The 21514-nt window shown below is 71.6% G+C and carries 23 protein-coding genes; 11 read left to right on the top strand and 12 right to left on the bottom strand.

Going from position 1 to position 21514, the window contains the following annotated elements:
- The first annotated feature begins 213 nt into the window (after positions 1 to 213).
- Positions 214 to 1203 carry a small ribosomal subunit Rsm22 family protein gene (locus tag ACFY5C_RS34490; protein ID WP_389452042.1) on the top strand — a complete coding sequence of 330 codons (990 nt, stop codon included), beginning with the start codon at positions 214 to 216 and terminating at the stop codon, positions 1201 to 1203.
- On the opposite strand, the gene ACFY5C_RS34485 is transcribed toward ACFY5C_RS34490, so the two are convergent.
- Positions 1200 to 1481, bottom strand: coding sequence for a DUF6243 family protein (locus tag ACFY5C_RS34485; protein WP_389452040.1), 282 nt, complete (start codon positions 1479 to 1481; stop codon positions 1200 to 1202). The two genes, ACFY5C_RS34490 and ACFY5C_RS34485, sit on opposite strands and share 4 nt — an antisense overlap.
- Positions 1482 to 1602: 121 nt before the next feature.
- Here ACFY5C_RS34485 and ACFY5C_RS34480 point away from each other — a divergent pair, with 121 nt between their 5' ends.
- Both ACFY5C_RS34480 and ACFY5C_RS34475 read left to right on the top strand, forming a co-directional pair.
- The gene (locus tag ACFY5C_RS34480; RefSeq protein WP_389452037.1) at positions 1603 to 2238 is read left to right on the top strand and encodes a TetR/AcrR family transcriptional regulator; all 636 of its coding nucleotides are present in this window, start codon (positions 1603 to 1605) and stop codon (positions 2236 to 2238) included.
- Positions 2239 to 2394: 156 nt separating this feature from the next.
- Positions 2395 to 3123, top strand: a complete 729-nt coding sequence (locus tag ACFY5C_RS34475; RefSeq protein ID WP_389452034.1) for a bifunctional DNA primase/polymerase — start codon at positions 2395 to 2397, stop codon at positions 3121 to 3123.
- 14 nt (positions 3124 to 3137) lie between these two features.
- Here the strand turns inward: ACFY5C_RS34475 and ACFY5C_RS34470 are convergent, their stop codons facing one another.
- From ACFY5C_RS34470 to ACFY5C_RS34440, 7 genes are all read right to left on the bottom strand, one after another.
- Positions 3138 to 4130, bottom strand: coding sequence for a hypothetical protein (locus ACFY5C_RS34470; RefSeq protein WP_389452031.1), 993 nt, complete (start codon positions 4128 to 4130; stop codon positions 3138 to 3140).
- Positions 4090 to 4962: an iron uptake transporter permease EfeU gene (gene efeU / locus ACFY5C_RS34465; protein ID WP_389452028.1), complete on the bottom strand. Its 873-nt coding sequence runs from the start codon at positions 4960 to 4962 to the stop codon at positions 4090 to 4092. Before efeU ends, ACFY5C_RS34470 begins: the two co-directional genes overlap by 41 nt.
- A 3-nt stretch (positions 4963 to 4965) precedes the next feature.
- Entirely contained in the window at positions 4966 to 6225 is a 1260-nt protein-coding gene (efeB, locus tag ACFY5C_RS34460) for an iron uptake transporter deferrochelatase/peroxidase subunit (protein ID WP_389452025.1), read from the bottom strand.
- Between the two features lie 10 nt (positions 6226 to 6235).
- Positions 6236 to 7381: an iron uptake system protein EfeO gene (efeO, locus tag ACFY5C_RS34455; RefSeq protein ID WP_389452022.1), complete on the bottom strand. Its 1146-nt coding sequence runs from the start codon at positions 7379 to 7381 to the stop codon at positions 6236 to 6238.
- Between the two features lie 148 nt (positions 7382 to 7529).
- Complete coding sequence (locus ACFY5C_RS34450) at positions 7530 to 8345, bottom strand: heme ABC transporter ATP-binding protein (RefSeq protein WP_389452019.1); 816 nt, start codon at positions 8343 to 8345, stop codon at positions 7530 to 7532.
- Between the two features lie 138 nt (positions 8346 to 8483).
- On the bottom strand, positions 8484 to 9569 hold the full coding sequence (locus tag ACFY5C_RS34445) for a FecCD family ABC transporter permease (protein ID WP_389452017.1): 1086 nt from the start codon (positions 9567 to 9569) through the stop codon (positions 8484 to 8486).
- The gene (locus ACFY5C_RS34440; protein ID WP_389452014.1) at positions 9566 to 10570 is read right to left on the bottom strand and encodes a hemin ABC transporter substrate-binding protein; all 1005 of its coding nucleotides are present in this window, start codon (positions 10568 to 10570) and stop codon (positions 9566 to 9568) included. The genes ACFY5C_RS34445 and ACFY5C_RS34440 overlap by 4 nt, the downstream gene beginning before the upstream one ends.
- A gap of 148 nt (positions 10571 to 10718) precedes the next feature.
- Between ACFY5C_RS34440 and ACFY5C_RS34435 the strand changes: the two genes are divergently transcribed.
- The 4 genes from ACFY5C_RS34435 (at position 10719) to ACFY5C_RS34420 (ending at position 15312) form a co-directional block, all read left to right on the top strand.
- Positions 10719 to 12146: an HtaA domain-containing protein gene (locus ACFY5C_RS34435; RefSeq protein ID WP_389452011.1), complete on the top strand. Its 1428-nt coding sequence runs from the start codon at positions 10719 to 10721 to the stop codon at positions 12144 to 12146.
- Positions 12147 to 12244: 98 nt separating this feature from the next.
- A complete protein-coding gene (locus ACFY5C_RS34430; RefSeq protein ID WP_389452008.1) occupies positions 12245 to 13777 on the top strand; it encodes an HtaA domain-containing protein in 1533 nt (510 codons plus the stop codon).
- A 10-nt stretch (positions 13778 to 13787) separates the two neighbouring features.
- Positions 13788 to 14675, top strand: coding sequence for a hypothetical protein (locus ACFY5C_RS34425; protein WP_389452005.1), 888 nt, complete (start codon positions 13788 to 13790; stop codon positions 14673 to 14675).
- On the top strand, positions 14668 to 15312 hold the full coding sequence (locus ACFY5C_RS34420) for a PhzF family phenazine biosynthesis protein (protein WP_389452002.1): 645 nt from the start codon (positions 14668 to 14670) through the stop codon (positions 15310 to 15312). The genes ACFY5C_RS34425 and ACFY5C_RS34420 overlap by 8 nt, the downstream gene beginning before the upstream one ends.
- Positions 15313 to 15349: 37 nt before the next feature.
- On the opposite strand, the gene ACFY5C_RS34415 is transcribed toward ACFY5C_RS34420, so the two are convergent.
- Both ACFY5C_RS34415 and map read right to left on the bottom strand, forming a co-directional pair.
- Positions 15350 to 15997, bottom strand: coding sequence for a heme oxygenase (biliverdin-producing) (locus tag ACFY5C_RS34415; RefSeq protein WP_389451999.1), 648 nt, complete (start codon positions 15995 to 15997; stop codon positions 15350 to 15352).
- A gap of 122 nt (positions 15998 to 16119) precedes the next feature.
- On the bottom strand, positions 16120 to 16977 hold the full coding sequence (map, locus tag ACFY5C_RS34410) for a type I methionyl aminopeptidase (protein ID WP_389451996.1): 858 nt from the start codon (positions 16975 to 16977) through the stop codon (positions 16120 to 16122).
- A gap of 58 nt (positions 16978 to 17035) precedes the next feature.
- On the opposite strand from map, the gene ACFY5C_RS34405 reads away from it, so the two are divergent.
- Complete coding sequence (locus ACFY5C_RS34405) at positions 17036 to 17266, top strand: hypothetical protein (protein WP_383596141.1); 231 nt, start codon at positions 17036 to 17038, stop codon at positions 17264 to 17266.
- Here ACFY5C_RS34405 and ACFY5C_RS34400 read toward each other — a convergent pair whose 3' ends face one another.
- Both ACFY5C_RS34400 and ACFY5C_RS34395 read right to left on the bottom strand, forming a co-directional pair.
- Positions 17267 to 18610: an MFS transporter gene (locus ACFY5C_RS34400; protein WP_389451993.1), complete on the bottom strand. Its 1344-nt coding sequence runs from the start codon at positions 18608 to 18610 to the stop codon at positions 17267 to 17269.
- A gap of 61 nt (positions 18611 to 18671) precedes the next feature.
- Complete coding sequence (locus ACFY5C_RS34395) at positions 18672 to 19274, bottom strand: hypothetical protein (protein WP_389451990.1); 603 nt, start codon at positions 19272 to 19274, stop codon at positions 18672 to 18674.
- A gap of 160 nt (positions 19275 to 19434) precedes the next feature.
- On the opposite strand from ACFY5C_RS34395, the gene ACFY5C_RS34390 reads away from it, so the two are divergent.
- From ACFY5C_RS34390 to ACFY5C_RS34380, 3 genes are read left to right on the top strand one after another with little or no spacing between them, the layout of a single operon-like run.
- The gene (locus ACFY5C_RS34390; protein ID WP_389451987.1) at positions 19435 to 20508 is read left to right on the top strand and encodes an exo-alpha-sialidase; all 1074 of its coding nucleotides are present in this window, start codon (positions 19435 to 19437) and stop codon (positions 20506 to 20508) included.
- A 36-nt stretch (positions 20509 to 20544) separates the two neighbouring features.
- The gene (npdG, locus tag ACFY5C_RS34385) at positions 20545 to 21270 is read left to right on the top strand and encodes an NADPH-dependent F420 reductase (protein WP_389451984.1); all 726 of its coding nucleotides are present in this window, start codon (positions 20545 to 20547) and stop codon (positions 21268 to 21270) included.
- 54 nt (positions 21271 to 21324) lie between these two features.
- Positions 21325 to 21510 (top strand): hypothetical protein, encoded by a 186-nt coding sequence (locus tag ACFY5C_RS34380; protein WP_389451982.1) that lies wholly within the window; start codon positions 21325 to 21327, stop codon positions 21508 to 21510.
- Positions 21511 to 21514 lie beyond the last annotated feature (4 nt).

Below are 21514 nucleotides of genomic sequence, written 5' to 3'. Positions count from 1 at the left end.
AGACCCCCCTTCGGCCTGAACGGCCTCGTCCTCAAACGCCGGACGGGCTGAAGAACCAGCCCCTCCGGCGTTTGAGGAGCGGGGGTCCAGGGGGCGGAGCCCCCTGGCGGGGTCGAAGGGGCGGAGCCCCTTCATGCACGGGAAGGGCAGGGGCGGCGGGGGCGAAGAACACGGGGCCCGCGCCCACACCGCCCGCCCCCATAGAATCGCCGGGTGAACGACCCAGCATCCCCGGCGGACGCCCTGCGCAGCAGCCTCGCCACCCTCCTCGACGGCCTCCCGCCCCGCCAGGCCGCGCAGGCAGTGGAGCGGCTGATCGCCAGCTACCGGGGCGCCACCCCCACCGACGCCCCCATCCTCCGCGACCGCGCCGACGTGGCGGCCTACGCCGCGTACCGGATGCCCGCGACCTTCGAGGCGGTCCACTCGGCGCTGGAGGCGTTCGCACAGGCCGTACCGGACTGGACCCCCGGCAGCCACACCGACGTCGGCGGCGGAACCGGCGCCGCGACCTGGGCCGTCACCGCGACCTGGCCGGGCGAGCGCAGCGTCACCGTGCTGGACTGGGCCGAGCCCGCCCTGCAGACCGGCAGGGAGATCGCCGCCGCCAACCCGGCCTTGAAACAAGCCCGTTGGCAGCGCGCGCGCATCGGCTCGGCCCTGGCCCTCGACCCCACCGACCTCGTCACCGTCTCCTACGTCCTCAACGAGCTCACCGCCCCCGACCGCACCACCCTCGTCGACACCGTGGCGTCCGCCGCCCAGGCCGTCGTGATCGTCGAACCCGGCACCCCCGACGGCTACACCCGTGTCATCGAGGCCCGCGACCGCCTGATCGGCGCCGGGTTCCGCATCGCCGCCCCCTGCCCGCACAGCGCCGCCTGTCCGATCGTCCCCGGCACGGACTGGTGCCACTTCTCGGCAAGGGTCAGCCGCTCCTCCCTGCACCGCCAGATCAAGGGCGGCTCCCTCGCCTACGAGGACGAGAAGTTCAGCTACGTCGCCGCCACCCGCCTCCCGGTCGCCCCGGCCCCGGCTCGTATCGTCCGCAAGCCGCAGATCCGCAAGGGCCAGGTCCTCCTCGACCTGTGCGAGACCGACCCCGCTCTGCGCCGCACCACCGTCACCAAACGCCACGGCGACCTCTACAAGGCCGCCCGCGACGCGGACTGGGGCGACGAGTGGCCGCCGGCGGTCGACTAGGACGTCCGGCCGTCCTCTTCAGACTCCTGGGGCTCCTGGGACCTCTCTGGCCCCTGGGACTCCTGGGACTTCTCGGACCCCTGGGACTCCTGGGACACCTCCGTCCCGTCCTCGTGCTCGGCGTTCCTCTCCTGGAACTTGCGCAGCAACTCCCGTTTCTGCGCATCGGCGTCCACCGCGCCGATCCGACCCCCGCGGGCGCCGCCGCGCAGCGCATTGCGGTCGAGGTTCCGACGTGTGCCGCCGACTCCCAGCATGTTTCCGCCGCCTCGGGCCATGGTGGTGCTCCTCTCATCGCCTGATCACTGACCAGCAAGTTGCGAGACGCATCGTCTCGATTGACTGTCATCCCAGGGTCCGGCGAGACGCTCCGTCTTGTCAACCTGATAAATTTGAGCCATGGCAGCCCAGAAGTCCGCTCAGCCCGTACCCAACAGCACCCGCCGGAGCGAGAAGTCCCGACGGGCCATCTACGACGCAGCCCTCGCCCTCGTCGGGGAGGTCGGCTACCCCAGGACCACCATCGAGGGCATCGCCGCCCGCGCCGGCGTCGGCAAGCAGACGATCTACCGCTGGTGGTCATCGAAGGCGGACGTCCTGCTGGAGGCCTTTCTCGACCTGAGTGAACAGGCGTCCCGCGACGCGGGCCCGGAGTACGAGTTCGCCATCCCGGACACCGGCGACCTCGCCGCCGACCTCAAGGCCGTACTGCGCCTCACCGTCGACCAGCTCAAGGACCCCAGCTTCGAGATCCCGTCCCGCGCCCTGGCCGCCGAGGGCGTGGTCAACGAGGAACTGGGCCGGGTCTTCGTGGCCAAGCTCCTCGCACCCTCGCTCCAGCTGTACGTCGACCGGGTGCGCGCCGCCCAGGAGGCCGGCCAGGTCCGACCGGACGTCGACCCCCGCATCGCCCTCGAGCTCTGGGTCTCCCCGCTCGCCCAGCGCTGGCTCCAGTACACGGGCCCGATCACGTACGAGTACACGGACACCCTGGTCGACTACGCCCTCCACGGCATCGCCCCGCGCACGCGGTAAGGGCGTAATTGCCGCCGATGCAGCGCATTGCTGATGATCCAGGTGCTGTGTACGCCTCGCCCCACCTGGCCCGGTTGTCCGCTACGGCCCCCCGAAGCGCACGATGGTGGGACCATAGGGCATGCTGTTTCGCACGACAGCGAGGCGAGGGGATAGATGAGCGCGGAGTTGGGCCGGACCGGCCTGCAGGGCAAACTCTCCCAGTGGCTGCGCGGACGCCGCCCCAAGGAGGCCGCCGGCGACGGTGGCCGGGAGGCCCTGCTGCTCGCCGCCGCGGCGGCGGGACTGCCGCTCGCGCCCGCCGCGCACCCGGCCGGCTACCGATGTTCCTGTGATCGCGTCGGCTGTCCCACGCCCGCCCGGCACCCGGTGTCCTTCGCCTGGCAGACGCAGTCCACCACCGACCGCGCCCAGATCGAGCGCTGGGCCCGCCACCAGCCGCAGGCCAACTTCATCACCGCCACCGGCATGGTGCACGACGTCATGGACGTCCCGGTCGAAGCCGGGCTGGAGGCCCTGGAGCGGCTCCTCGGCGCCGGCATCGAGGTCGGTCCCGTCGCCGAGAGCGACGACGGCCGCCTGCTGTTCTTCACCCTCACCCGCGGCACCCCCGAGGACGAGGACGAGTGGTGGCCCTGCGAGCTGGACTGCCACCCCGAGACCATGGACGAGCACCCCGGACTGCGCTGGCACTGCCGCGGCTCGTACGTCCTCGTACCGCCCGCGCAGTTGCCCGGTGACCAGAGCGTGCACTGGGTGCGCGGCCTCGAGCACCCGCTGCCCGACCCGCTCAGCCTCCTGGAGATCCTCACCGACGCCTGCGCCCGCTACGTCGGCGAGGAGCCCGACCACGCCTCCGCGGCCTGGCCCCTGCGCCGCCACTGAGTCCCGGCGCCGCGCTACTCGCCCTTCGCCGAGGTCATCCCCTGGATCCGGCCGATGACCTTCACCTTTCCGGAGCCCTTCGGGTCCAGCGCCACGTCGGTGGAGACGAACTCCATCGTCAGCGACTGCTTGATCTCGCCGTTCGTCAGCGCCAGCACGCCCTTGCTCGGCGTGGGGACGGCCGCCCCCGTGTGGGCGGTCTCCTTCTCGTAGTGGCGCGTGGTGAAGAACACCAGCGCCCCGCCGTCCTTCGTGCGCAGCGCCAGCGGCTGGTAGTCGCCGCTCGTCAACGGCTCGTCGATGTACTGCCTGACCAGGCCCGGACGCTCGGCCTTCTGTGACCTCTCGGTACGCCAGGCGCTGGTGTGGCGGCCCTCGGCGAAGGTGTCCCCGCCGTCCTTGAGGTACGTCACGTAGTCCTTGCTCAAGTCCGCGGGCGCCACGGCCAGTTCGGTCGAGTTCGCGGGGACGGCCTCGGCCCAGCCGTCCTTGTCCGTCTTGAACTCCGGTACGTCACCGGGGGCCAGCAGCGTCAGATAGGCCGCCTCCCACGGATCGGCCAGGCTGTCGCGGCTGAACACGAACACCCAGCGGGCGCTGCCGCCCTTGTTGGCGGCAGCGTCGGCCACGAACCAGCGCGGCCAGCCGGCCTTCTTCGGGATCGTGAATTTGGTGTCCGACAGCTCCAGCGGCGCGTGGGCCGCGTTGCCGTCGGGACTGACCGCCTTGCCCGCCTTCAGCCGCGCCTCGTCGATGGCGCCGAAGGCACCGGTGACGTGGTCGGCGTCCAGGGAGCTGTCATAGGCCTTGTCGGCCTTGTTGTACGCGGCTGTGAACTGCTGGAGGGCCTTGGCGGCCTCCGCCTTGGTGGCCGAGGGGAGCACTTCCTTCTCCCCGTGGACCACCACGCATCCGCTTGCCGTCAACGACAAAGCGGTCAGCGATGCCGCTATCAGTGCGCTCCGGTCAAGCCTGCGGAGCCTTCGAGGGCCGCGATCCCTGCTCATCAGGTGCCTTCACCTTCCCCTTCCCGGAGGCGAACCCTACCGGGGCGAGGAACAGCGCGAGTGTCGGGATCAGGTACAGCAGCCACACCGTGACCTGGAGGACGGTCGGGTCCGGCTGGAAGTTGAAGACGCCCTTCAGCAGGGTGCCGTACCAGCTGGACGGATCGACGGTGTCGCTGATGTCGAACGCCTTGTCGCTCAGGCCGGGCACCCAGCGTGCCTCCTGGAGGTCGTGCACACCGTACGCGAGGACGCCCGCCGCCACGACGACCAGCATGCCGCCCGTCCACGTGAAGAACTTGGCGAGGTTGATGCGCACGGCGCCGCGGTAGAACAGCCAGCCCAGGAAGACCGCCGTGACGATGCCGAGGGCGGCGCCGACCAGCGGGCGCGGCGTGCCGTCGCCTGCCGCGCGCACCGACGCCCACACGAACAGGGCCGTCTCCAGGCCCTCCCGGCCGACGGCCAGGAACGCCGTCGCGACCAGCGCGCCCGTGCCCATCTGCAGGGCGGCGTCCAGTTTGCCGTGCAGCTCGGCCTTGAGATGCCGGGCGGTGCGCCGCATCCAGAAGACCATCCACGTCACCAGGCACACCGCGATGATCGACAGGGAGCCGCCGAGCGCCTCCTGTGCCTCGAACGTCAGCTCCTGCGAGCCGAATTCGAGCGCGCAGCCGAAGCCGAGCGCGAGGGCGAGGGCGACACCGATGCCGATCCAGATGGGCTTCAGCGCGTCCCGGCGGTCGGTCTTGACCAGGTACGCGATGAGGATGCAGACGACGAGGCTCGCTTCCAGCCCCTCGCGCAGGCCGATCAGGTAGTTGGAGAACACGGGCTACGCCTCCTTGGAGAACAGCGTGCTGCCCCACCAGTCGTCCTTGTCGCGGACGCCGGGCGGGACCGCGAAGAGCGCCGAACCCACGTGCTGGATGTACTCGTTGAGCGAGTCGGGGGCCAGGTTGCGCTGGATCCGGATGAACCCGGTGCGCGGGTCGCGCTGGTAGGCGAGGAAGAACAGGCCCGCGTCCAGGCGGCCGAGGCCGTCGGTGCCGTCGGTGAAGGAGTAGCCGCGGCGCAGGATCGTCGCCCCGTCGTTGGAGTCGGGGTGCGCGAGCCGGACGTGCGCGTCGGGCAGCATCGCCTTCAGGAACGGCTCGTCGCGCTCCTTCGCCTTGCCGACCGGGGCGCCCTCGCCCTTGTCCCGGCCGATGATGTCCTCCTGCTCCTGGAGTGACGTGCGGTCCCAGGTCTCGATGTGCATACGGATGCGGCGCGCGACGAGGTAGGAGCCGCCACTGAGCCACGCGGGGCCCTCGGAGGGGTCCACCCACACGAACTTCTTCAGTCGGTCCGTCTCCGTCCCCGCGATGTTGCGGGTGCCGTCCTTGAAGCCCATGAGGTTGCGCGGGGTCTGCTCCTCGGGGGTCGTGGACGAGGTCTTCCCGAAGCCCAGCTGGGACCAGCGGATGACGACCTTGCCGAAGCCGATGCGGGCCAGGTTGCGGATGGCGTGCACGGCGACCTGCGGGTCGTCGGCGCAGGCCTGGATGCACAGGTCGCCGCCGCTGCGGTTCCGGTCCAGGTTGTCGCCGGCGAACTTCGGCAGCTCGACGAGCGCTTCGGGGTGGGCGTGCGCGATGCCGAAGCTCTCGCCGTATTTCTCGAAGAGCGACGGACCGAAGCCGATCGTCAGCGTCAGCCGCGACGGCCTCAGCCCCAGCGCCTCACCGGTGTCGTCCGGCGGCGCCTCGGCGAGACCGCCGAACCCGCCCTCGCCGACCGGCAGCCCGGCACTCATCCGGCGCGCGGCTGCCGTCCAGTCCTTCAGCATCTGCACGAACTCGGCCCGGTCGTCGGTCTTCACGTCGAACGCGGCGAAGTGCAGCCGGTCCTGCACCGGCGTGGCGATACCGGCCTGGTGGTCACCGTGGAAGGCGATGGCACCGCCCGCCGCCGCGCCGACCGGCTCCACGTCGCTGCCGGTGCGCGTCATGCCCACGGCACCGCCGGCCGCGACGGCACCGAGCGCGAGCCCGGCACCGCCCCAGCCGATCAGCGCACGCCGGGAGGTAGTGCCTTCGATGGAATCCGACATGACAGGGTCCCTACTTCACGACGACGGCGGCGGCGAGCTTGGACAGCGGCTCGGCGAGCGCGTTGACGCCGTCCGACAGCTCCTTGCGGGCGTCCTTGCCGACCTTGTCGTACGAGGTGAAGTCGTACGACGACTTGTCCGCCCGGTACTTGTCGAGCAGCGTGTCCAGCGCCGTGAACTGCTTGTCGAGCTCGGTGACCAGCGCCGGGTCGTTCTCCTGCGCGACCGGCTTCAGCAGCTCGTACGCCTTCTCGGCGCCTTCGACGTTGGCCTTGAAGTCGACCAGGTCGGTGTGCGAGTAGCGCTCCTCTTCGCCGGTGACCTTGCCGGTCGCGACCTCGTCGAGGAGTTCCTTGGCGCCGTTGGCCATGGAGGTTGGGGTGATCTCGGCCTTGCCGACCCGCTTCTGCCAGTCCTTGAGGTCGGTGATCAGCTGGTCGGCGAGGGCCGTGTCCTCGGCGGTGAGCTTCTTGTCCTGCCAGAGGGACTTCTCCAGGCGGTGCCAGCCCGTCCACTTCTGGCCGTCCTCCAGGCCGTCCTCGCGGACGTCGACCTTCGGGTCGATGTCACCGAAGGACTCCGCGACCGGCTCCGTGCGCTCCCAGCCGATGCGGGAGGGGGCGTAGGCCTTCTTCGCGGCCTCGATGTCGCCGTCCTTGACCGCCTTGGCGAACGCCTCCGCCTTCGGCAGCGTCTCGTCGGCCTGCCCCTGCGCGTACTCGCGGTAGGCGGCGACGGCCTTGTCCAGCCGGGGGTCGCGCTTGGCGGCCGCGCCCTTGCCGGTGGCCTTGACGGTCTGCCGGATGCCGTCGCCCTTCATGCCGGGCTTGCAGGCGATGGTGTAGTCGCCCGCCTTCACCTCGGCGGTCACGGTCTGCTTGGTGCCGGGGCCTATGTTCTCGCGCTCGGTGACGATGCGGTCGTCGGGGAAGAGGATGTAGACCTCGGTGACCTTGGAACCCTTGTTCTCGATGGCGAGTTCGACGTGCCCGGCCGGGAACTCCTTCTTCGACACCTCGCACTTGTCGTCCGTCGCCGTCACGTTGACGACCCGGTCGTCGCCCGCCGAACTGCCTTTCTCGGTGCAGCCCGTGACGGCGGTCAGGGCCGCCACGGTGGCGGCGGCGGTGACGACGGAGAGTCTGGCGGGTCGCATGAGGGCTCCAGAGGGTGGCCGAAAAGAGTGCATGACGGGCCTCACACCAAACAGGAAGGTGAGGCTCACCTAACGCACCTAAGGATCGCTGAATTGGCCAAAAAGGCTCCCATAGGGAAGTCAAAGGAACGTCAAAGGTTGCTCGGCTTCAGCGTCGTGGGGTCACCAGGACCTCTCCCGTCCGCGGATGCGCAAGCACATCCACCGGCTGGTCGTAGACCTCCGACAGCAGCCGCTCGGAGAACACCTCGGCGGGCGGCCCGTCCGCCGCTACCCGCCCGGCGCGCAGGATCGCCACCCGGTGCGCGTAGGCCGCCGCGAGCCCCAGATCGTGCAGCACGACCACCACCGCGTCCCCGGCCCGCGCCCGCTCCCGGCACAACCGCAGCACCAGCTCCTGATGCTTGAGGTCCAGCGCCGCAGTCGGCTCGTCGAGCAGCAGCAACGGGGCACCTTGCGCCAGTACCCGAGCGAGCGCGACACGGGCCCGCTCGCCACCGCTGAGCGCGGAGAAGGGCCGTACGGCGAACTCCGTCACCTCGGTGGCGGCCATGGCCTCGGCGACGGCCGCGTCGTCGTCCGCAAGGCCCAGGGAGGCCCACGGCGCACGGCCCATCCGGACGACCTCCTCGACCGTGAAGGGGAAGGAGAGGGTCGCCGACTGGGGGAGCACGGCGCGGCGCAGGGCGAGTTCGGGCGCCGACCAGTCGCCCGCCGGGCGGCCGTGGATCCGTACGACGCCCTCGGCGGCCGGGAGATCGGCGGCCAGCGCGCTCAACAGGGTGGACTTTCCGGCGCCGTTGGGCCCGACGAGGGCGAGGACCTCGCCGGCCCGCACGGTTACGGAGACCCCGTGCAGGACGGTGCGCGCACCGAGCCGCACGTGAAGGTTCTCGGCTTCCGCGAGGGTGTCGCCGGGTCGGGCGGGGGCCGGAGGGGTTGGACGGTGGCGGAGGAGTCTCATGGAAGGGGTCCTTTGACGGAGGGCGAGTTGCTGTCGCGGGTGGGACGACGCCGCTCAGGGGCGCGGGGCTGTGTCAAGGTGCGGCTCCGCCGCGTGGGCGCGACCAGCCCCCACACACCCGCAGTCGACATACGACCCCTACGCCCACCCCCCTTGTCGCCGCCGAGTCCGACGCAGCAGCCAGAAGAAGAAGGGGCTGCCCAGCAGAGCCGTAAGCACCCCCAACGGCAACTCCGCCGGCGCCGCGACGGTCCGCGCAGCGAGATCTGCCGCGAGCAGCACCACCGCCCCACCCAGCGCACTCCCCGGAATGAGGAACCGGTGCCCCGGCCCCGCGGCCATGCGCAACAGGTGCGGCACGACCAGACCGATGAACCCGATGACCCCGGAGACACTCACCGCGGCAGCCGTGAGCAGCGCGACGACCAGGATCAAGGCAACGCGCATCCGCTCCACGTCCACCCCCAGATGCCGGGCGGGCCGGTCGCCGAGCGCGAGCAGGTCCAGGCGGCGTGCGTACAGCGGTGCCGCCACCAGCCCGACGACCGCGCAGGGCAGCACCGCCGTCACCTTGGGCCAGGTGGACTGGGCGAGGGAGCCGAGCTGCCAGAACGTGATCTGGTTCACCGCGGCGGTGTCCGCGAGGAAGATGAACAGGCCGATGAGCGCCCCGGCGAAGGCGTTGACCGCGATGCCCATGAGGATCAGCGTCACGACCTCCGTACGGCCGGCCGAGCGGGACATCGAGTACACCAGCAGCACGGTGCCGAGCCCGGCGACGAAGGCCATCGCGGGCAGGGTCCAGTTGCCGAGGAAAGTCAGCCCCAGCGAGATGGAGGCCACCGCTCCCACCGCCGCGCCCAGGGAGACACCGATGGTGCTCGGCTCGGCCAGCGGGTTGCCGAACACGCCCTGCATCAGCGCTCCGGCGCAGCCCAGCGAGGCCCCGATGAGCAGCGCGAGCACGATCCGGGGGAAGCGCACGTTCCACAGCACGGCCTCGGCGACCCGGTCCAACTCGCCACCGCCGAGCCCGGCTTTGTGCTGCAGGGAGCCGAGGACGTCCCCGACCGGGATCGGGTAGGCGCCGATCCCGGCGGCGACCGGGACGAGGACGAGGAGGGCGACGCTCATGCCGACCGTCAGCAGCCACGCGGTGGTGTGCCGGCTGCGGGCCGGCAGGGCGGGCGCGGCCCCGGGTGCGGCCTTCTCCAGTACGGTCATGCCGCGTCTCTCTTCTCGTAGAGCTGTTCCACCACCGACCTCAGCACCTGGTCGGTGCGCGGCCCGTAGCTCAGCAGAGCGCCGTCCTCGATGGAGACGACCAGCCGGTTCATTCCCGCCGGGGTCTCGGCGACGCCCGGGATCTTCACCAGCCCGTCGATGCCGCCGACGGACTCAAGTCCCTTGGACATCACGAGAATCGCGTCCGGCGCCGCCTTCACGAGGGCCTCGCTGGTGATGGCGGTGAAGTCCTTCGTCAGTCCCGACTCGGCCCCCGCGTCGAGCGCGCCGGCCGCCTCGATGAGGGACCCGGCACCGGAGCCCTTGCCGCCGATGAGGTAGACGGAGGCGGAGCCGCGCAGATAGAGGAAGGCGACCCGCGGCTTCTCGCTCTGTGAGGGAACTTCCTTGCGCACGGCGGCGATTCGGTCCTGCGACCGCTCGGCCAGCTGCTTGCCCGCCGACGGTACGCCGAGCGCGTCGGCGACGGCCCGGATACGCGGGCCGACGGCGTCCAGGCCCTGGGCCGGGGCGACCACGAGGACGGGGATGCCCGCGGCACGGATCTGGTCCATGGCCTCCTCGGGGCCGGTCGTGGTCTCGGCGAGCACCAGGTCGGGCTTGAGCGACAGCACGCTCTCCGCCGAGACGTCATGGCCCCGCGTGACCACGGGCAGTTTCGCCGCCTGTTCGAACGTGGCGGAGATGTCCCGGGCGACGACGCGGTCACCGAGTCCGAGCGTGAAGACGATCTCGCTGAGGCTGCCGGAGAGGGGGACGAGGCGCCCGGCCTTCTCGACCGTCACCTTCTTGCCGTCGGCCGCGAAGACCGTGGTGGGGAGGCTCGGGGCAGGGGTGTTCCGCAGGGGCTCGACCCGGTTGGCGGCCGTCGTGGTGGCGGCCGGCTTCTTCGCCGGCTCCGCCGCCGGTGAGCCACCGCAGGCCGTCGCCGTGGTGAGGGCGAGCACCGCCAGCAGTGCGCCCGTCAGTCGTGTGCGCAAGGGTCGCACGGTCCGTCCGTTCCTCTCGGTATGCCGTTCGGTATGCCGTTCCAGCTCGGTCACGGCCGTTTCAGCCGGGCAAAGCTTAGGTTAGCCTTACCTTTGCTCGCTACCGGTCGTCGTGTCCGTCGTCTCCGGAGGACCTCCCATGCCTGTCCGCCCACGTGTCCTGGTCATCGCGTTCTGCGCGGTCGTCCTCGGAGCCCTGCTCCCGGTGACCGCCGCGTCCGCCGCGGGCCGCAGCGTGCAGGGCGGGCGGCTCGACTGGGGCGTCAAAGCGTCGTTCCAGAGCTATGTCACCGGGCCCGTCGCGAAGGGGAGTTACTCCCTGACCGGCGGCGCGGCCACGGTGGGCAGCGGCGGCTTCCGCTTCCACTCGGCCACGGGGACGTACGACGGCGACACCGGCGCCTTCACCGCGTCCTTCTCCGGCGGCGTCCGCTTCCTCGGCCACAAGACCAACGGCGGTGCCTACCAGCTCGACCTCAGCATCAGCCGGCCCACCGTCCGTATCTCCGGTTCCAGCGGCACTCTCTTCGTGGACGTCAGCAGCAAGGCGAAGGGCACCGGGGCGGTCACGACGTCCTCGCAGGTGCCCTTCGCCTCCCTCTCCCTCGGCGGGATCGACATGAGGGGCGGCGGCAACACGGTCGCCCTCAACAACCTGCCCGCCACACTCACCGCGCAGGGCGCCAAGTCCTTCGCCGGGTACTACACCGCCGGGACCGCGCTCGACCCGGTGAGCCTGTCGGCGGACGTGCGGGCGGCGGCGGCCAAGAACCCGACGGCCTCGCCCACGCCGAGCGCCACCAAGTCCGCCTCGAAGAAGGAGACTTCGAGCGGCGAGCTCGTGGACGGCGCCGTCGACTGGGGTGTGCGCCGCACCTTCCGGGAGTACGTCACCGGGGACATCGCCAAGGGGGAGTGGACCCTGTCGTCCGGCGCCGAGGACGGCGGTGCGCTGTTCCGCTTCCCCGACGGCGAAGGGACGTTCAAGGACGGTGACCTTCGGGCGGCGTTCAAGGGCGCGGTCCGCTTCACCGGGGCGCAGGGCCTCGACCTGAAGCTGAGCGGCGTCCGCGTGACCGCCGAGGACGGCAAGGGCACGCTCCTCGCCGATGTGGCCGGCGCCGGCTTCACCGGCCACCAGGTCCCCCTGGTCACCTTCACGGCCAAGGGCCTCAAGGCGAAGGACGGTCTGGCGAAGGTCACCGAGGCCCCCGCGAAGCTCACCGCCGAGGGCGCCAAGGCCTTCGGCGGGATGTACAAGGCGGGCACCGAGATGGACCCGGTGTCCCTGGCCGTCGCCACCACCGACGAGGCCGAACTGCCCGACCTGCCCGACCTGGGCAGCACGCCCACGGCGAGCGCTCCGCCGGACAAGTCGTCTGCGTCGCCCGACCCGTCGGCCGAACCCGTCGCGAGCACCTCCGACGGCGGCGGCATCCCCACGGCGCCCATCGGCCTCGCGGCCGGGTTCCTGCTGCTCGCGGGCGCGGCCTTCGCGTTCGTCACCGTGCGCAGGCGCCGTACCCGGCCGGCCGCCGAGGCCGCCCCCACGTCCGACGAGGACTGAACGTCCCAAGAGGACTTCCCCCCAAGCCCTGACCGCCGTGCCCGCGCCGACCCCGGCCGCCACGGCGGACGCCCACCCACCGCAAGGAGACCCCGACCATGTCCGCCACCTCCCGCAGACGCCGTCCCGTCGCCCTCGCCGCCGCTGTCGCCACCGCGGCCACGCTGGGCGCCACCGCACTCGCCACCCTCGGCGCCGGCACCGCCTCGGCGGCCGAAGTCCCGCTCAGCGGCTACGAGTTGACGTGGGGCATCAAGCAGTCGTACCGCACCTACGTGACCGGCATGGCGGCCGGCAGCTTCACGGCCAAGGACGGCGCCTCGCAGGCCACCGGGAACGGCGCGTTCACCTTCACGGACGGCACCGGCACCTACGACTCCACGGCCCACACCGTCGACCTCGGCTTCAAGGGCGGCCTGCAGATCGTCTCCAAGCTGCACGGCTTCGACATCGCCCTGTCCGACGTGCGGTTCGACAGCGCGGCCGCCGAGATCACCGCCGACGTCACCAAGTCCGGTACGACCGCGCAGGACGTGCCGCTCGCCGACGTCACCGTGACCAGGGCCATGACCGACATGGCGACCAAGCTGACGAAGGAGGCCGCGGACGTCTTCGGCAGCGCGAGCTACGAGGGTGCGGCGGGGGACCCGCTCACGGTCGTACAGAAGACGCCGCCCCAGTCGCCGACGCCCACGCCGACCCCCACGGCCACCGCCACGCAGGCCCCGAGCCCGACCCCGACGCCGACCGCGACGGCCACGCAGTCCCCGACCCCGACCGCCACGGCGACCGGGTCCGCCTCGCCGTCCACGAGCGCCGACCCCTCCGAGTCCGCCTCCGAGGCCCCCGCCCAGGGCGAGATTGCGGACGGCACGCTCGACTGGGGCGTCAAGCAGTCCTTCCGTTCGTACGTCGTGGGCACCGTGGCGAAGGGTGAGATCACGACGTCGGACGGCGCCTCGCAGGCCACCGGCAACGGGGCCTTCACCTTCGTCGACGCCACGGGGGAGTACGACACCGACGCCGGCACCCTCTCCGCGAGCTTCGAGGGAGCCGTCAACTTCAAGGGCCACAAGGGCGAGGGCGACAACGGCGGCTACGGCCTCGACCTCACCCTGAACAACCTCCGCGCGAGCCTCGACGAGGGCACCGGCGAACTCACCGCCGATGTCACCAGCCTCGGCGAGAAGACCGAGGACGTGGTCCTGGCCGAGCTGAAGGCGAACGAGTCCGGCCTGACCGCGCGGGACGACGTCATCACGGTCGACGACGTCAAGGCCACCCTCACCGAGGCCGGCGCGAAGGCCTTCGGCGGCTTCTACACCGCCGGCACCGAACTCGACCCGGTCGACCTGGCGGTGGCCCTGACGGAGGACGCGGACCTGCCCGGCGGCGACGGATCGACGGGGGGCTCGGCCGGCGGTGCCACGGGCGGTTCGACCGGCGGCTCCTCCGGCACGGCGGGTTCGACCACCGGCGGCACCGGCTCGACGACGGGCGGTGTGACGGGCGGACTCGCCAACACCGGCTCGGACGTTCCGGTTGCCGCGCTGGGCACGGCCGCCGCCATGACCGCAGCCGCGGGAGCAGCCGTGGTGTTCGCGATGCGCAGGCGGCGTACCGAGGCGTAAGACTGTCCCCATGAACAGGGGGCACAGAGAACTGCTGGGGCCGGGGCGGCTGGTACTGAACGTACGAGACCGCCCCGGCCCGCCGGCGTTGCGTTTCGAGACCGCGGACCGGGGACGGCTGCTGCTGCGGCAGGGTGAACGCCCCCTGCTGCTGGGCCGGTCGGTGGGCGAGGGCTGCTGCCCCGAGCTGTATCTGCACCGCCTCGACGGCTACCGGTCACCGCTTCCGCCGCTGCGCGCATCGGCCATGCGGTCCTCCCTCAACTGGCCGCACCAGTACGCCCGTTGGCTGGAGGAAGCGGAAGGGACCCCGTTGCGGGACGGACGCTGGGAGCTGGCCCGCCGGACCGGTTTCCCGCCGGGCATCTGGACCGAGGACTTCGTACGGGACTGGCCGGGCGGCCGACTGGAGCTGTACTGCGGGGGCGGCTGGCACGGAGTCGTCCCGCTGCGCCGGCCCTCGGCGCCGGATGCCGCGCGGGTGAAGGCGTACCGCAAGCACGCCCGCGACGGCACCCTCGCGCCCGTCCTGCTGTGGTGGGTGACCTTCCTGGACGGCTGGGTGATCCTCGACGGTCACGACCGTGCGGTGGCGGCGCTGGCGGAGGACCGGACACCGGAGTGCGTGGAGCTGGGCCAGGTGCCGGACGAGGCGGACTGGCGCCGCGCCGCCGCGGAGGTGACCGAGGCCCACGAGCACCGGATGCAGGGGCTGGCGGCGCGCGCCGACGACCCGGGCGCGGAGCGCCAACGGGCCACCATGGAAAGGGCGTACGGCGACACCGTCTCCGCACTGCCCTACGGCGTGCCCCCCACCCGTTTCCTGCCCCTGCCCGGCGGAGCCGCAGCCTGGGACCGGCTCGCCGACCGGGTGATGTTTCAATTTCCCCGTGACTGACTTCGACGTCCTGCGCGTCTTCTGCGGACCCGACGGCGGATACGGCAACGAACTCGGCGTCGTCCGCGAGGGCTCCGTCATGCCCGACCGGGCCGACCGGCAGGCCTTCGCCGGCAAGCTCGGCTTCAGCGAGACGGTGTTCGTCGACGACCCCGAGCGCGGAGTCATCGACATCTACACCCCGACCCTGCGCCTGCCCTTCGCCGGTCACCCCTGCGTCGGCACTGCCTGGCTCCTCGACGTGCCCGAACTGATCACCCCCGCCGGCGTCGTCGGGGCACGGCTGGACGGCGAGTTCAGCTGGATCGAGGCACGGGCTCAGTGGGCCCCGCCGCGCACCCTGCGGCAGTACGGGACGGCGGCAGAAGTGGACGACCTCGACATCCCGCCGCCCGGTGTGTGGATCTACGCCTGGGCATGGGAGGACGAGGCGGCCGGACGGGTCCGGGCCCGCGGCTTCCCCGGCCGCGGCGACGGCATCGACGAGGACGAGGCGACCGGCGCGGCGGCCCTGCTGCTCACCGACCGCCTGGGCCGCGCCCTCAACATCACCCAGGGAGCCGGGTCCCAGATCCTCACGGCACCGCAGCCCGAGGGCTGGGTGGAAATCGGAGGGCGGGTCTTCCTGGAGCGCTGAACCCCGGGCGCTCAGGAGCCAAGGCGCGCTCAGGAGTTCAGGCGCTCAGCGGAAACTCCTCGCCCAACGCCCGGAACACGGCCGTGTTCAAGGCGAACGCCTTCTTGCACTCCGCCACGATCCGCTGCTTCTCCAGGTCGTCGGCGCGGACCTGGTCGAGGAGTTCGCGGTAACCCCGCTTGAACGCCGCCGGGTTGGTGATCTCCTCGAAGACGTAGAACCGGACCCCGTCGCCCTTGCGGGCGAAGCCCCAGGTCTTCTCCGCCTTGTCGCGGATGATCTGGCCGCCGGAGAGGTCGCCGAGGTAGCGCGTGTAGTGGTGGGCGATGTAGCCGGCAGGCCAGGCGTCGGCGCACTCCCGCACCCGGTCCGCGTAGGCCCGCGTCGCGGGCAGTGCCGACAGCCCCGTCCGCCACTGCGGACCCCGCAGGTGCGCCAGGTCCCGCTCCAGCGAGGTCAGCCGGAAGAGCTCCGGCTGGATGAAGGGGCCGGTCACCGGGTCCGACGCCAGCCGCTCGGTGCCGGTCTCCAGTGCCTCGTACACGAACCACAGCTGCTCGGTGTAGCGCGCGTACGCGTCCACGCCCAGTCGGCCGCCGAGCAGGTCGCTCATGAACGTCGAGGTCTCCGCCTCCACGTGCTGCTCGTGGGAGGCGGTGCGGATGACTGTCGAGAAGGAGTCCATGGGGATATTTTCTGAGGTTAGGCTTACCTAAGTCAATAGGTTTGCCGACGCTGTGTCGGTAAAAGGGTACCGAGAAAACCCGCCCTCCGCAGGACGAAGGACGGGTTCGGTGACCTGCTCGGTTACGGCAGCGTGAGGATCTCCGCCCCGGTCTCCGTCACCACCAGCGTGTGCTCGAACTGCGCGGTGCGCTTGCGGTCCTTCGTGACGACGGTCCAGCCGTCGTCCCACATGTCGTACTCGTGCGTCCCGATCGTCAGCATCGGCTCGATGGTGAAGGTCATTCCGGGCTGGATGACCGTCGTGGCGTGCGGGCTGTCGTAGTGCGGGATGATCAGGCCCGAGTGGAACGACGAGTTGATGCCGTGGCCGGTGAAGTCGCGGACCACGCCATAGCCGAAGCGCTTCGCGTACGACTCGATGACCCGCCCGATGATGTTGATCTGACGCCCCGGCTTGACCGCCTTGATCGCGCGGCTCAGGGACTCGCGGGTGCGCTCCACCAGCAGCCGGCTCTCCTCGTCGACGTCGCCGACCAGGTACGTGGCGTTGTTGTCGCCGTGCACCCCGCCGATGTACGCCGTCACGTCGAGGTTCACGATGTCGCCGTCGCGCAGCACCGTCGAGTCCGGGATGCCGTGGCAGATCACCTCGTTGACGCTGGTGCACAGGGACTTCGGGAAGCCGCGGTAGCCGAGCGTGGAGGGATAGGCGCCGTGGTCGCACATGTACTCGTGCGCCACCTTGTCCAGCTCGTCCGTCGTGACGCCGGGCGCGATCAGCTTCGCCGCCTCGGCCATCGCCCGAGCGGCGATACGGCCGGCGACACGCATCGCCTCGACGGTCTGCGGAGTCTGCACCTCCGGTCCCGTGTACGGCGTCGGCGCGGACTTGCCGACGTACTCGGGGCGGCGGATGTTTCCGGGCACGGAACGGGTGGGAGAGAGCTCCCCTGGTACGAGCAGCGACTGGCCAGACATGCCAGCGAGTCTAACCAGCGGACATGGGGGAACATGTCGGTGGCGAGAGGAGCCGGACATGGCCTTGTTCAAGAAGCGGACCGTCGGCAAGCCGGGCGAGTGGTACTACTGCCTCGTGCACAAGAAGGTCGAGGAGGGGCCGGAGTGCCCGGCCAAGGACCGCTTCGGGCCGTACGCCACCCCGCAGGAGGCCCAGCAGGCGATGGACCTCGCCCGTGAGCGCAACCTGGAGTGGGAGGGCGACCCGCGGTGGCACGACGCCCCGAGCCGCCCGGCGGACGACGACTGATCAGCCCTGCGCGGGCGCCGACGCGGGTTCCGCCGCCGGCGCCTGCGCGGCCGCCCGCTGCTTCCGCAGCCGCACCGCGTGCTCGCTCGTCCGCGCGTCGTACGTCATCAGCTTCGGCAGGCACAGCGCCAGCAGCCCCACTGCCCCCACGCACAGCAGCCCGCCCGACCAGATCGACGCCCGCACACCCTGCCAGGCCGCGATGCCGCCCACGTAGGTCTGGCCCAGCTGCGGGCCGACCGAGTACGACAGCAGCTCGATCCCGGCGAGCCGGCCGCGCAGCTCGTCCGGGATCGTCTGGTTCCACATCACGCCGCGGAAGATGCCGCTGACCATGTCCGCGGCGCCGCCGAGGGTCAGGAACAGCAGGACCAGCCATACGTTCCCGGCGACACCGGCCGCCGCGATCGCCGTGCCCCACAGCGCCGCCGCCAGGACGACGGCACGCCCGTGCCGGTGCACCCGCGAGGTCCAGCCGCTGGTCAGGCTCACGAGCATCGCGCCGGCCGGGACGGAGGCGTACATCAGGCCGAGCGCCCAGGGGGCGTTCAACTCGTCCGCGAGGAAGGGCAGTACGGCGAGCGGCATCGCGAAGAGCATCGCCGCGATGTCGATGACGTAGGTGCCGAGGAGTTCCTTGCGGCTCCAGGCGTAGCGGGCGCCCTCGGCGATGGCCTTGAGGGACGGCTTCGCGGCCTCGTGGGCGGCGGGGGAGGGGGCGAGCCCGAGTACGAGCAGCACGGAGACGACGAAGGTCAGCAGATCCGCCCCGTACGCCCAGCCGAGCCCCGCGTAGGCCACGACCACGCCGGCCACGGCCGGGCCCGCGACGCCGCCGACCTGCCAGCGCAGCGCGTTGAGCGAGGCGGCGGCCGGGAGGTGGTCGTGGGCCACGATCCGGGGCAGCAGGGCGTCCATGGCCGGGCGCTGGACCGACACCAGGGCCGAGGACAGGGCGGCGACGACATACAGCGGCCAGACGGCGGGGCTCGGCAGCAGCGCGTTGACCAGCAGCACCGCGCTCAGCACCGCCTGCCCGGCCTCCGTCCACACGATCAGCTTCCGCTTGTCGAGCGCGTCGGCGAGTGCACCCCCGTACAGCCCGAACACGATCAGCGGCACCAGCTGGACGGCCCCGATCGCCCCGACCGCCGCGGCGGAACCCGTCAGCTCCTTGATCTGCACGGGCAGCGCGACGAAGGTCAGGAAGCTGCCGAAGTAGGAGATCAGCCCTGCCAGCCACAGCCTCCGGAAGTCGGCGGAGGCCCGCCAAGGTGCGAGGTCGGGCAGCACGCCCCGCAGGCGGGAAGGCGGCGAGGGAGGTGTGGGGGAGCCGTCGGTCACGAGGATTCATGCTCGGGCGGTGCGGTGCCGAGGGCAAACGGTTTTGCGGGCGAGGCAGCCGTCACCAGCCGGTGGGCGGCGGTGCCGTGAGGGAGTCCGCCAGCCGGGACAGGCGGTCCCGGAGGCGCCGGCGCCCCCGCGGGGAGGGCAGCGCGTTCTCGCCGGCGGCCGCGCTCACCAGGTGCTGCACGGTGTCCAGGTCGAGCTCCGCACCGTCCGGCACGGTCAGGGTCTCGTGGGCCATCGACGTCAGTTCACCCTCGCCGGTGCCGAGCGCCAGCACCGTCGCGCCGGCCAGCCGGGCATCGTGCACCCGCTCCAGAAGCGGCGCCCCCGGCCCTTGCGGTGAGACCACCAGCAGTGTCTCGCCGCGCCGCGCCGCCGCCAACCGCCCGAGACCGACGGCCAGATGTGCTGGATCCGAGGCTCGCGCGTGATGCCGTACGAGTGTCGGGGCCAGCTCCGGCGTGCCCGACCACGCGGCCTCGTCGACCAGGTGGGCCGCCAGATGCCACGGCTCGTACCGCGGCGTGCCGACCAGCAGCAGCCCGCCCCCGTGTGCCACCGCCGACGTCCGCAGCGCACCCGCGAACCGCCGGGTGGCTCCCAACCACTCGGTTCCGGCGAGTACTTCGCGCAGCAATGCGACACGTACGGCATCCATGCGACCGCATCCTGCCGCAACCGACCACTCGTGACCCGGAGTTCACCACGAATTCGCCCGACTTGGGCAGATGGACTCGTTATCCCGCACATCCGTCCGTACACCGGCCGCGCGGCACCGGCGACCGAGCCGCGACGACCGGCCATCCGAGGAGCCCCCCATGGCAGAGACCAGCGTCCCCTTCCGCGCCGGCCGCGAGGGCTACGCGAGCTTCCGCATCCCGGCCGTCGTGGCCACCTCCACCGGCACCCTCCTCGCTTTCTGCGAGGGCCGGGTCGGCTCGCACGACGACTTCGGGAACATCGACATCGTGCTGAAGCGCTCCACCGACGGCGGGCGCACCTGGGGCCCGCTCCAGGTCGCCGCCAAGAACGGTGACGACCTCGCCGGCAACCCGGCCCCCGTCGTCCTCGACTCCGGCCGCATCCTGCTCGTCCACGTCCGCAACGCCGCCCTCGCCACGGAGAGCGCCATCCGCCGCGGTGTGGTGAGCGCCGCGGACGGGCGGCGGGTCTGGGTCCAGCACAGCGACGACGAGGGCGCCACCTGGTCCGCGCCGACGGAGATCACCAAGGGCACGAAACGGCCGGAGTGGCGCTGGTACGCCACCACCCCCGGGCACGCCGTCCAGCTGGCCGGCGGCCGGGTCGTCGTGCCCGCCAACCACTCCCTGCCGCCGGCCGGACGGGACAACGGCACGGAGGGCAAGTACAACGGCGGCCACTGCCTGCTCAGCGACGACCTCGGCGCCACCTGGCGCATCGGGTACGTCGACGGCAACACCGACGGCTACATCAACGTCAACGAGACCACGGCCGCCGAACTCCCCGACGGGCGCGTCTACTTCAACACCCGCAACGACTCCACGGCCCCCGGCACCCGCGCCGACGCGTACTCCGAGGACGGGGGAGCGACGCTGGTGAAGCCTTTCCGTCCCCAGGCCGGCCTCGCCGCCCCCGTCTGCGAGGGCAGCGTCCTGCAGCTGCGCGACCCCGACGTGCTGCTCTACTCCGGCCCCGCCGACCCCGGCTTCCGCGCCCTGATGACCGTCCGCGCCTCCGCCGACGGCGGCATCACCTGGCGGTCGGCACACACGGTGGACGGGCTGCCCGCCGCGTACTCGGACCTCGTACGGATCGACGACGAGGCGGTCGGACTCCTCTACGAGACCGGCGACTTCAGCGCGTACGAGACCATCACCTTCCGGCGGGTGCCCGTGACGGAGCTCACCTGAGCCGTGGGCCGGGCGGCGCGGACGTAAAGTCGGCGCATGACCTCTAGCGACAGTGCACAGCAGCCCGCCCAGGCGCCGGCGAAGGCCCCGGCCAAGGACCCCTGGGACCTCCCGGACGTCTCCGGGCTCGTCGTCGGCGTGCTCGGCGGTACCGGGCCGCAGGGCAAGGGCCTCGCCTACCGGCTCGCCCGGGCCGGCCAGAAGGTGATCATCGGTTCGCGGGCCGCCGAGCGTGCCGAGTCCGCCGCCGAGGAGCTCGGGCACGGCGTCGAGGGCGCCGACAACGCCGAGTGCGCGCGGCGCAGCGACATCGTGATCGTCGCCGTGCCGTGGGAGGGCCACGGCAAGACCCTCGAATCCCTGCGCGAGGAACTGGCCGGCAAGCTGGTCGTCGACTGCGTCAACCCGCTCGGCTTCGACAAGCAGGGCGCCTACGCGCTGAAGCCGCAGGAGGGCAGCGCCGCCGAGCAGGCCGCCGCCCTGCTGCCGGACTCCCGGGTGACGGCCGCCTTCCACCATCTGTCGGCGGTCCTGCTGGAGGACCCCGAGATCGACGAGATCGACACCGATGTGATGGTCCTCGGCGAGGTCCGGGCGGACGTCGAGATCGTCCAGGCGCTGGCGGGCCGCATCCCCGGCATGCGCGGCATCTTCGCCGGGCGGCTGCGCAACGCCCACCAGGTCGAGGCGCTGGTCGCGAACCTGATCTCGGTGAACCGGCGCTACAAGGCGCACGCGGGGCTCCGCGTCACGGACGTGTGACGGGATGGGGGACACTGGTCGGCGTAGCAGTGTCCCCCGAAGGAGCCGAGTGAAATGCCCCGCCTTGGTGTCTATGCCCTGATCGTCTGCGTGCTCGCCGTGGCCGCGGCCGTGGTCTCGTTCGCACAGGGCAGCTTGCTGGGGATCGTGTGGGTGCTGCTGGCGGGCCTGTCCAGCAACATGTGTTGGTACTACGTGAAGCGGGGCAGGGACGAGCGGCGGGACTCGGTCACCGGCTGAGCCA

It is taken from the genome of Streptomyces sp. NPDC012935 (assembly GCF_042900345.1).
Classification (GTDB): Bacteria; Actinomycetota; Actinomycetes; order Streptomycetales; family Streptomycetaceae; genus Streptomyces.
This window is presented reverse-complemented; position numbering and strand designations above follow the sequence as displayed.

Bases quoted from the DNA above. Each gene is read 5' to 3' on its own strand.
- ACFY5C_RS34430 (WP_389452008.1), top strand. From the start codon at position 12,245: ATGTCCGCCACCTCCCGCAGACGCCGTCCCGTCGCCCTCGCCGCCGCT.
- ACFY5C_RS34425 (WP_389452005.1), top strand. From the start codon at position 13,788: ATGAACAGGGGGCACAGAGAACTGCTGGGGCCGGGGCGGCTGGTACTG.
- ACFY5C_RS34390 (WP_389451987.1), top strand. From the start codon at position 19,435: ATGGCAGAGACCAGCGTCCCCTTCCGCGCCGGCCGCGAGGGCTACGCG.
- ACFY5C_RS34480 (WP_389452037.1), top strand. From the start codon at position 1,603: ATGGCAGCCCAGAAGTCCGCTCAGCCCGTACCCAACAGCACCCGCCGG.
- ACFY5C_RS34405 (WP_383596141.1), top strand. From the start codon at position 17,036: ATGGCCTTGTTCAAGAAGCGGACCGTCGGCAAGCCGGGCGAGTGGTAC.
- ACFY5C_RS34435 (WP_389452011.1), top strand. From the start codon at position 10,719: ATGCCTGTCCGCCCACGTGTCCTGGTCATCGCGTTCTGCGCGGTCGTC.
- ACFY5C_RS34485 (WP_389452040.1), bottom strand. From the start codon at position 1,481: ATGGCCCGAGGCGGCGGAAACATGCTGGGAGTCGGCGGCACACGTCGG.
- efeO (WP_389452022.1), bottom strand. From the start codon at position 7,381: ATGCGACCCGCCAGACTCTCCGTCGTCACCGCCGCCGCCACCGTGGCG.
- ACFY5C_RS34415 (WP_389451999.1), bottom strand. From the start codon at position 15,997: ATGGACTCCTTCTCGACAGTCATCCGCACCGCCTCCCACGAGCAGCAC.
- npdG (WP_389451984.1), top strand. From the start codon at position 20,545: ATGACCTCTAGCGACAGTGCACAGCAGCCCGCCCAGGCGCCGGCGAAG.
- ACFY5C_RS34380 (WP_389451982.1), top strand. From the start codon at position 21,325: ATGCCCCGCCTTGGTGTCTATGCCCTGATCGTCTGCGTGCTCGCCGTG.
- ACFY5C_RS34395 (WP_389451990.1), bottom strand. From the start codon at position 19,274: ATGGATGCCGTACGTGTCGCATTGCTGCGCGAAGTACTCGCCGGAACC.
- efeB (WP_389452025.1), bottom strand. From the start codon at position 6,225: ATGTCGGATTCCATCGAAGGCACTACCTCCCGGCGTGCGCTGATCGGC.
- ACFY5C_RS34475 (WP_389452034.1), top strand. From the start codon at position 2,395: ATGAGCGCGGAGTTGGGCCGGACCGGCCTGCAGGGCAAACTCTCCCAG.
- map (WP_389451996.1), bottom strand. From the start codon at position 16,977: ATGTCTGGCCAGTCGCTGCTCGTACCAGGGGAGCTCTCTCCCACCCGT.
- ACFY5C_RS34445 (WP_389452017.1), bottom strand. From the start codon at position 9,569: ATGACCGTACTGGAGAAGGCCGCACCCGGGGCCGCGCCCGCCCTGCCG.
- ACFY5C_RS34450 (WP_389452019.1), bottom strand. From the start codon at position 8,345: ATGAGACTCCTCCGCCACCGTCCAACCCCTCCGGCCCCCGCCCGACCC.
- ACFY5C_RS34470 (WP_389452031.1), bottom strand. From the start codon at position 4,130: ATGAGCAGGGATCGCGGCCCTCGAAGGCTCCGCAGGCTTGACCGGAGC.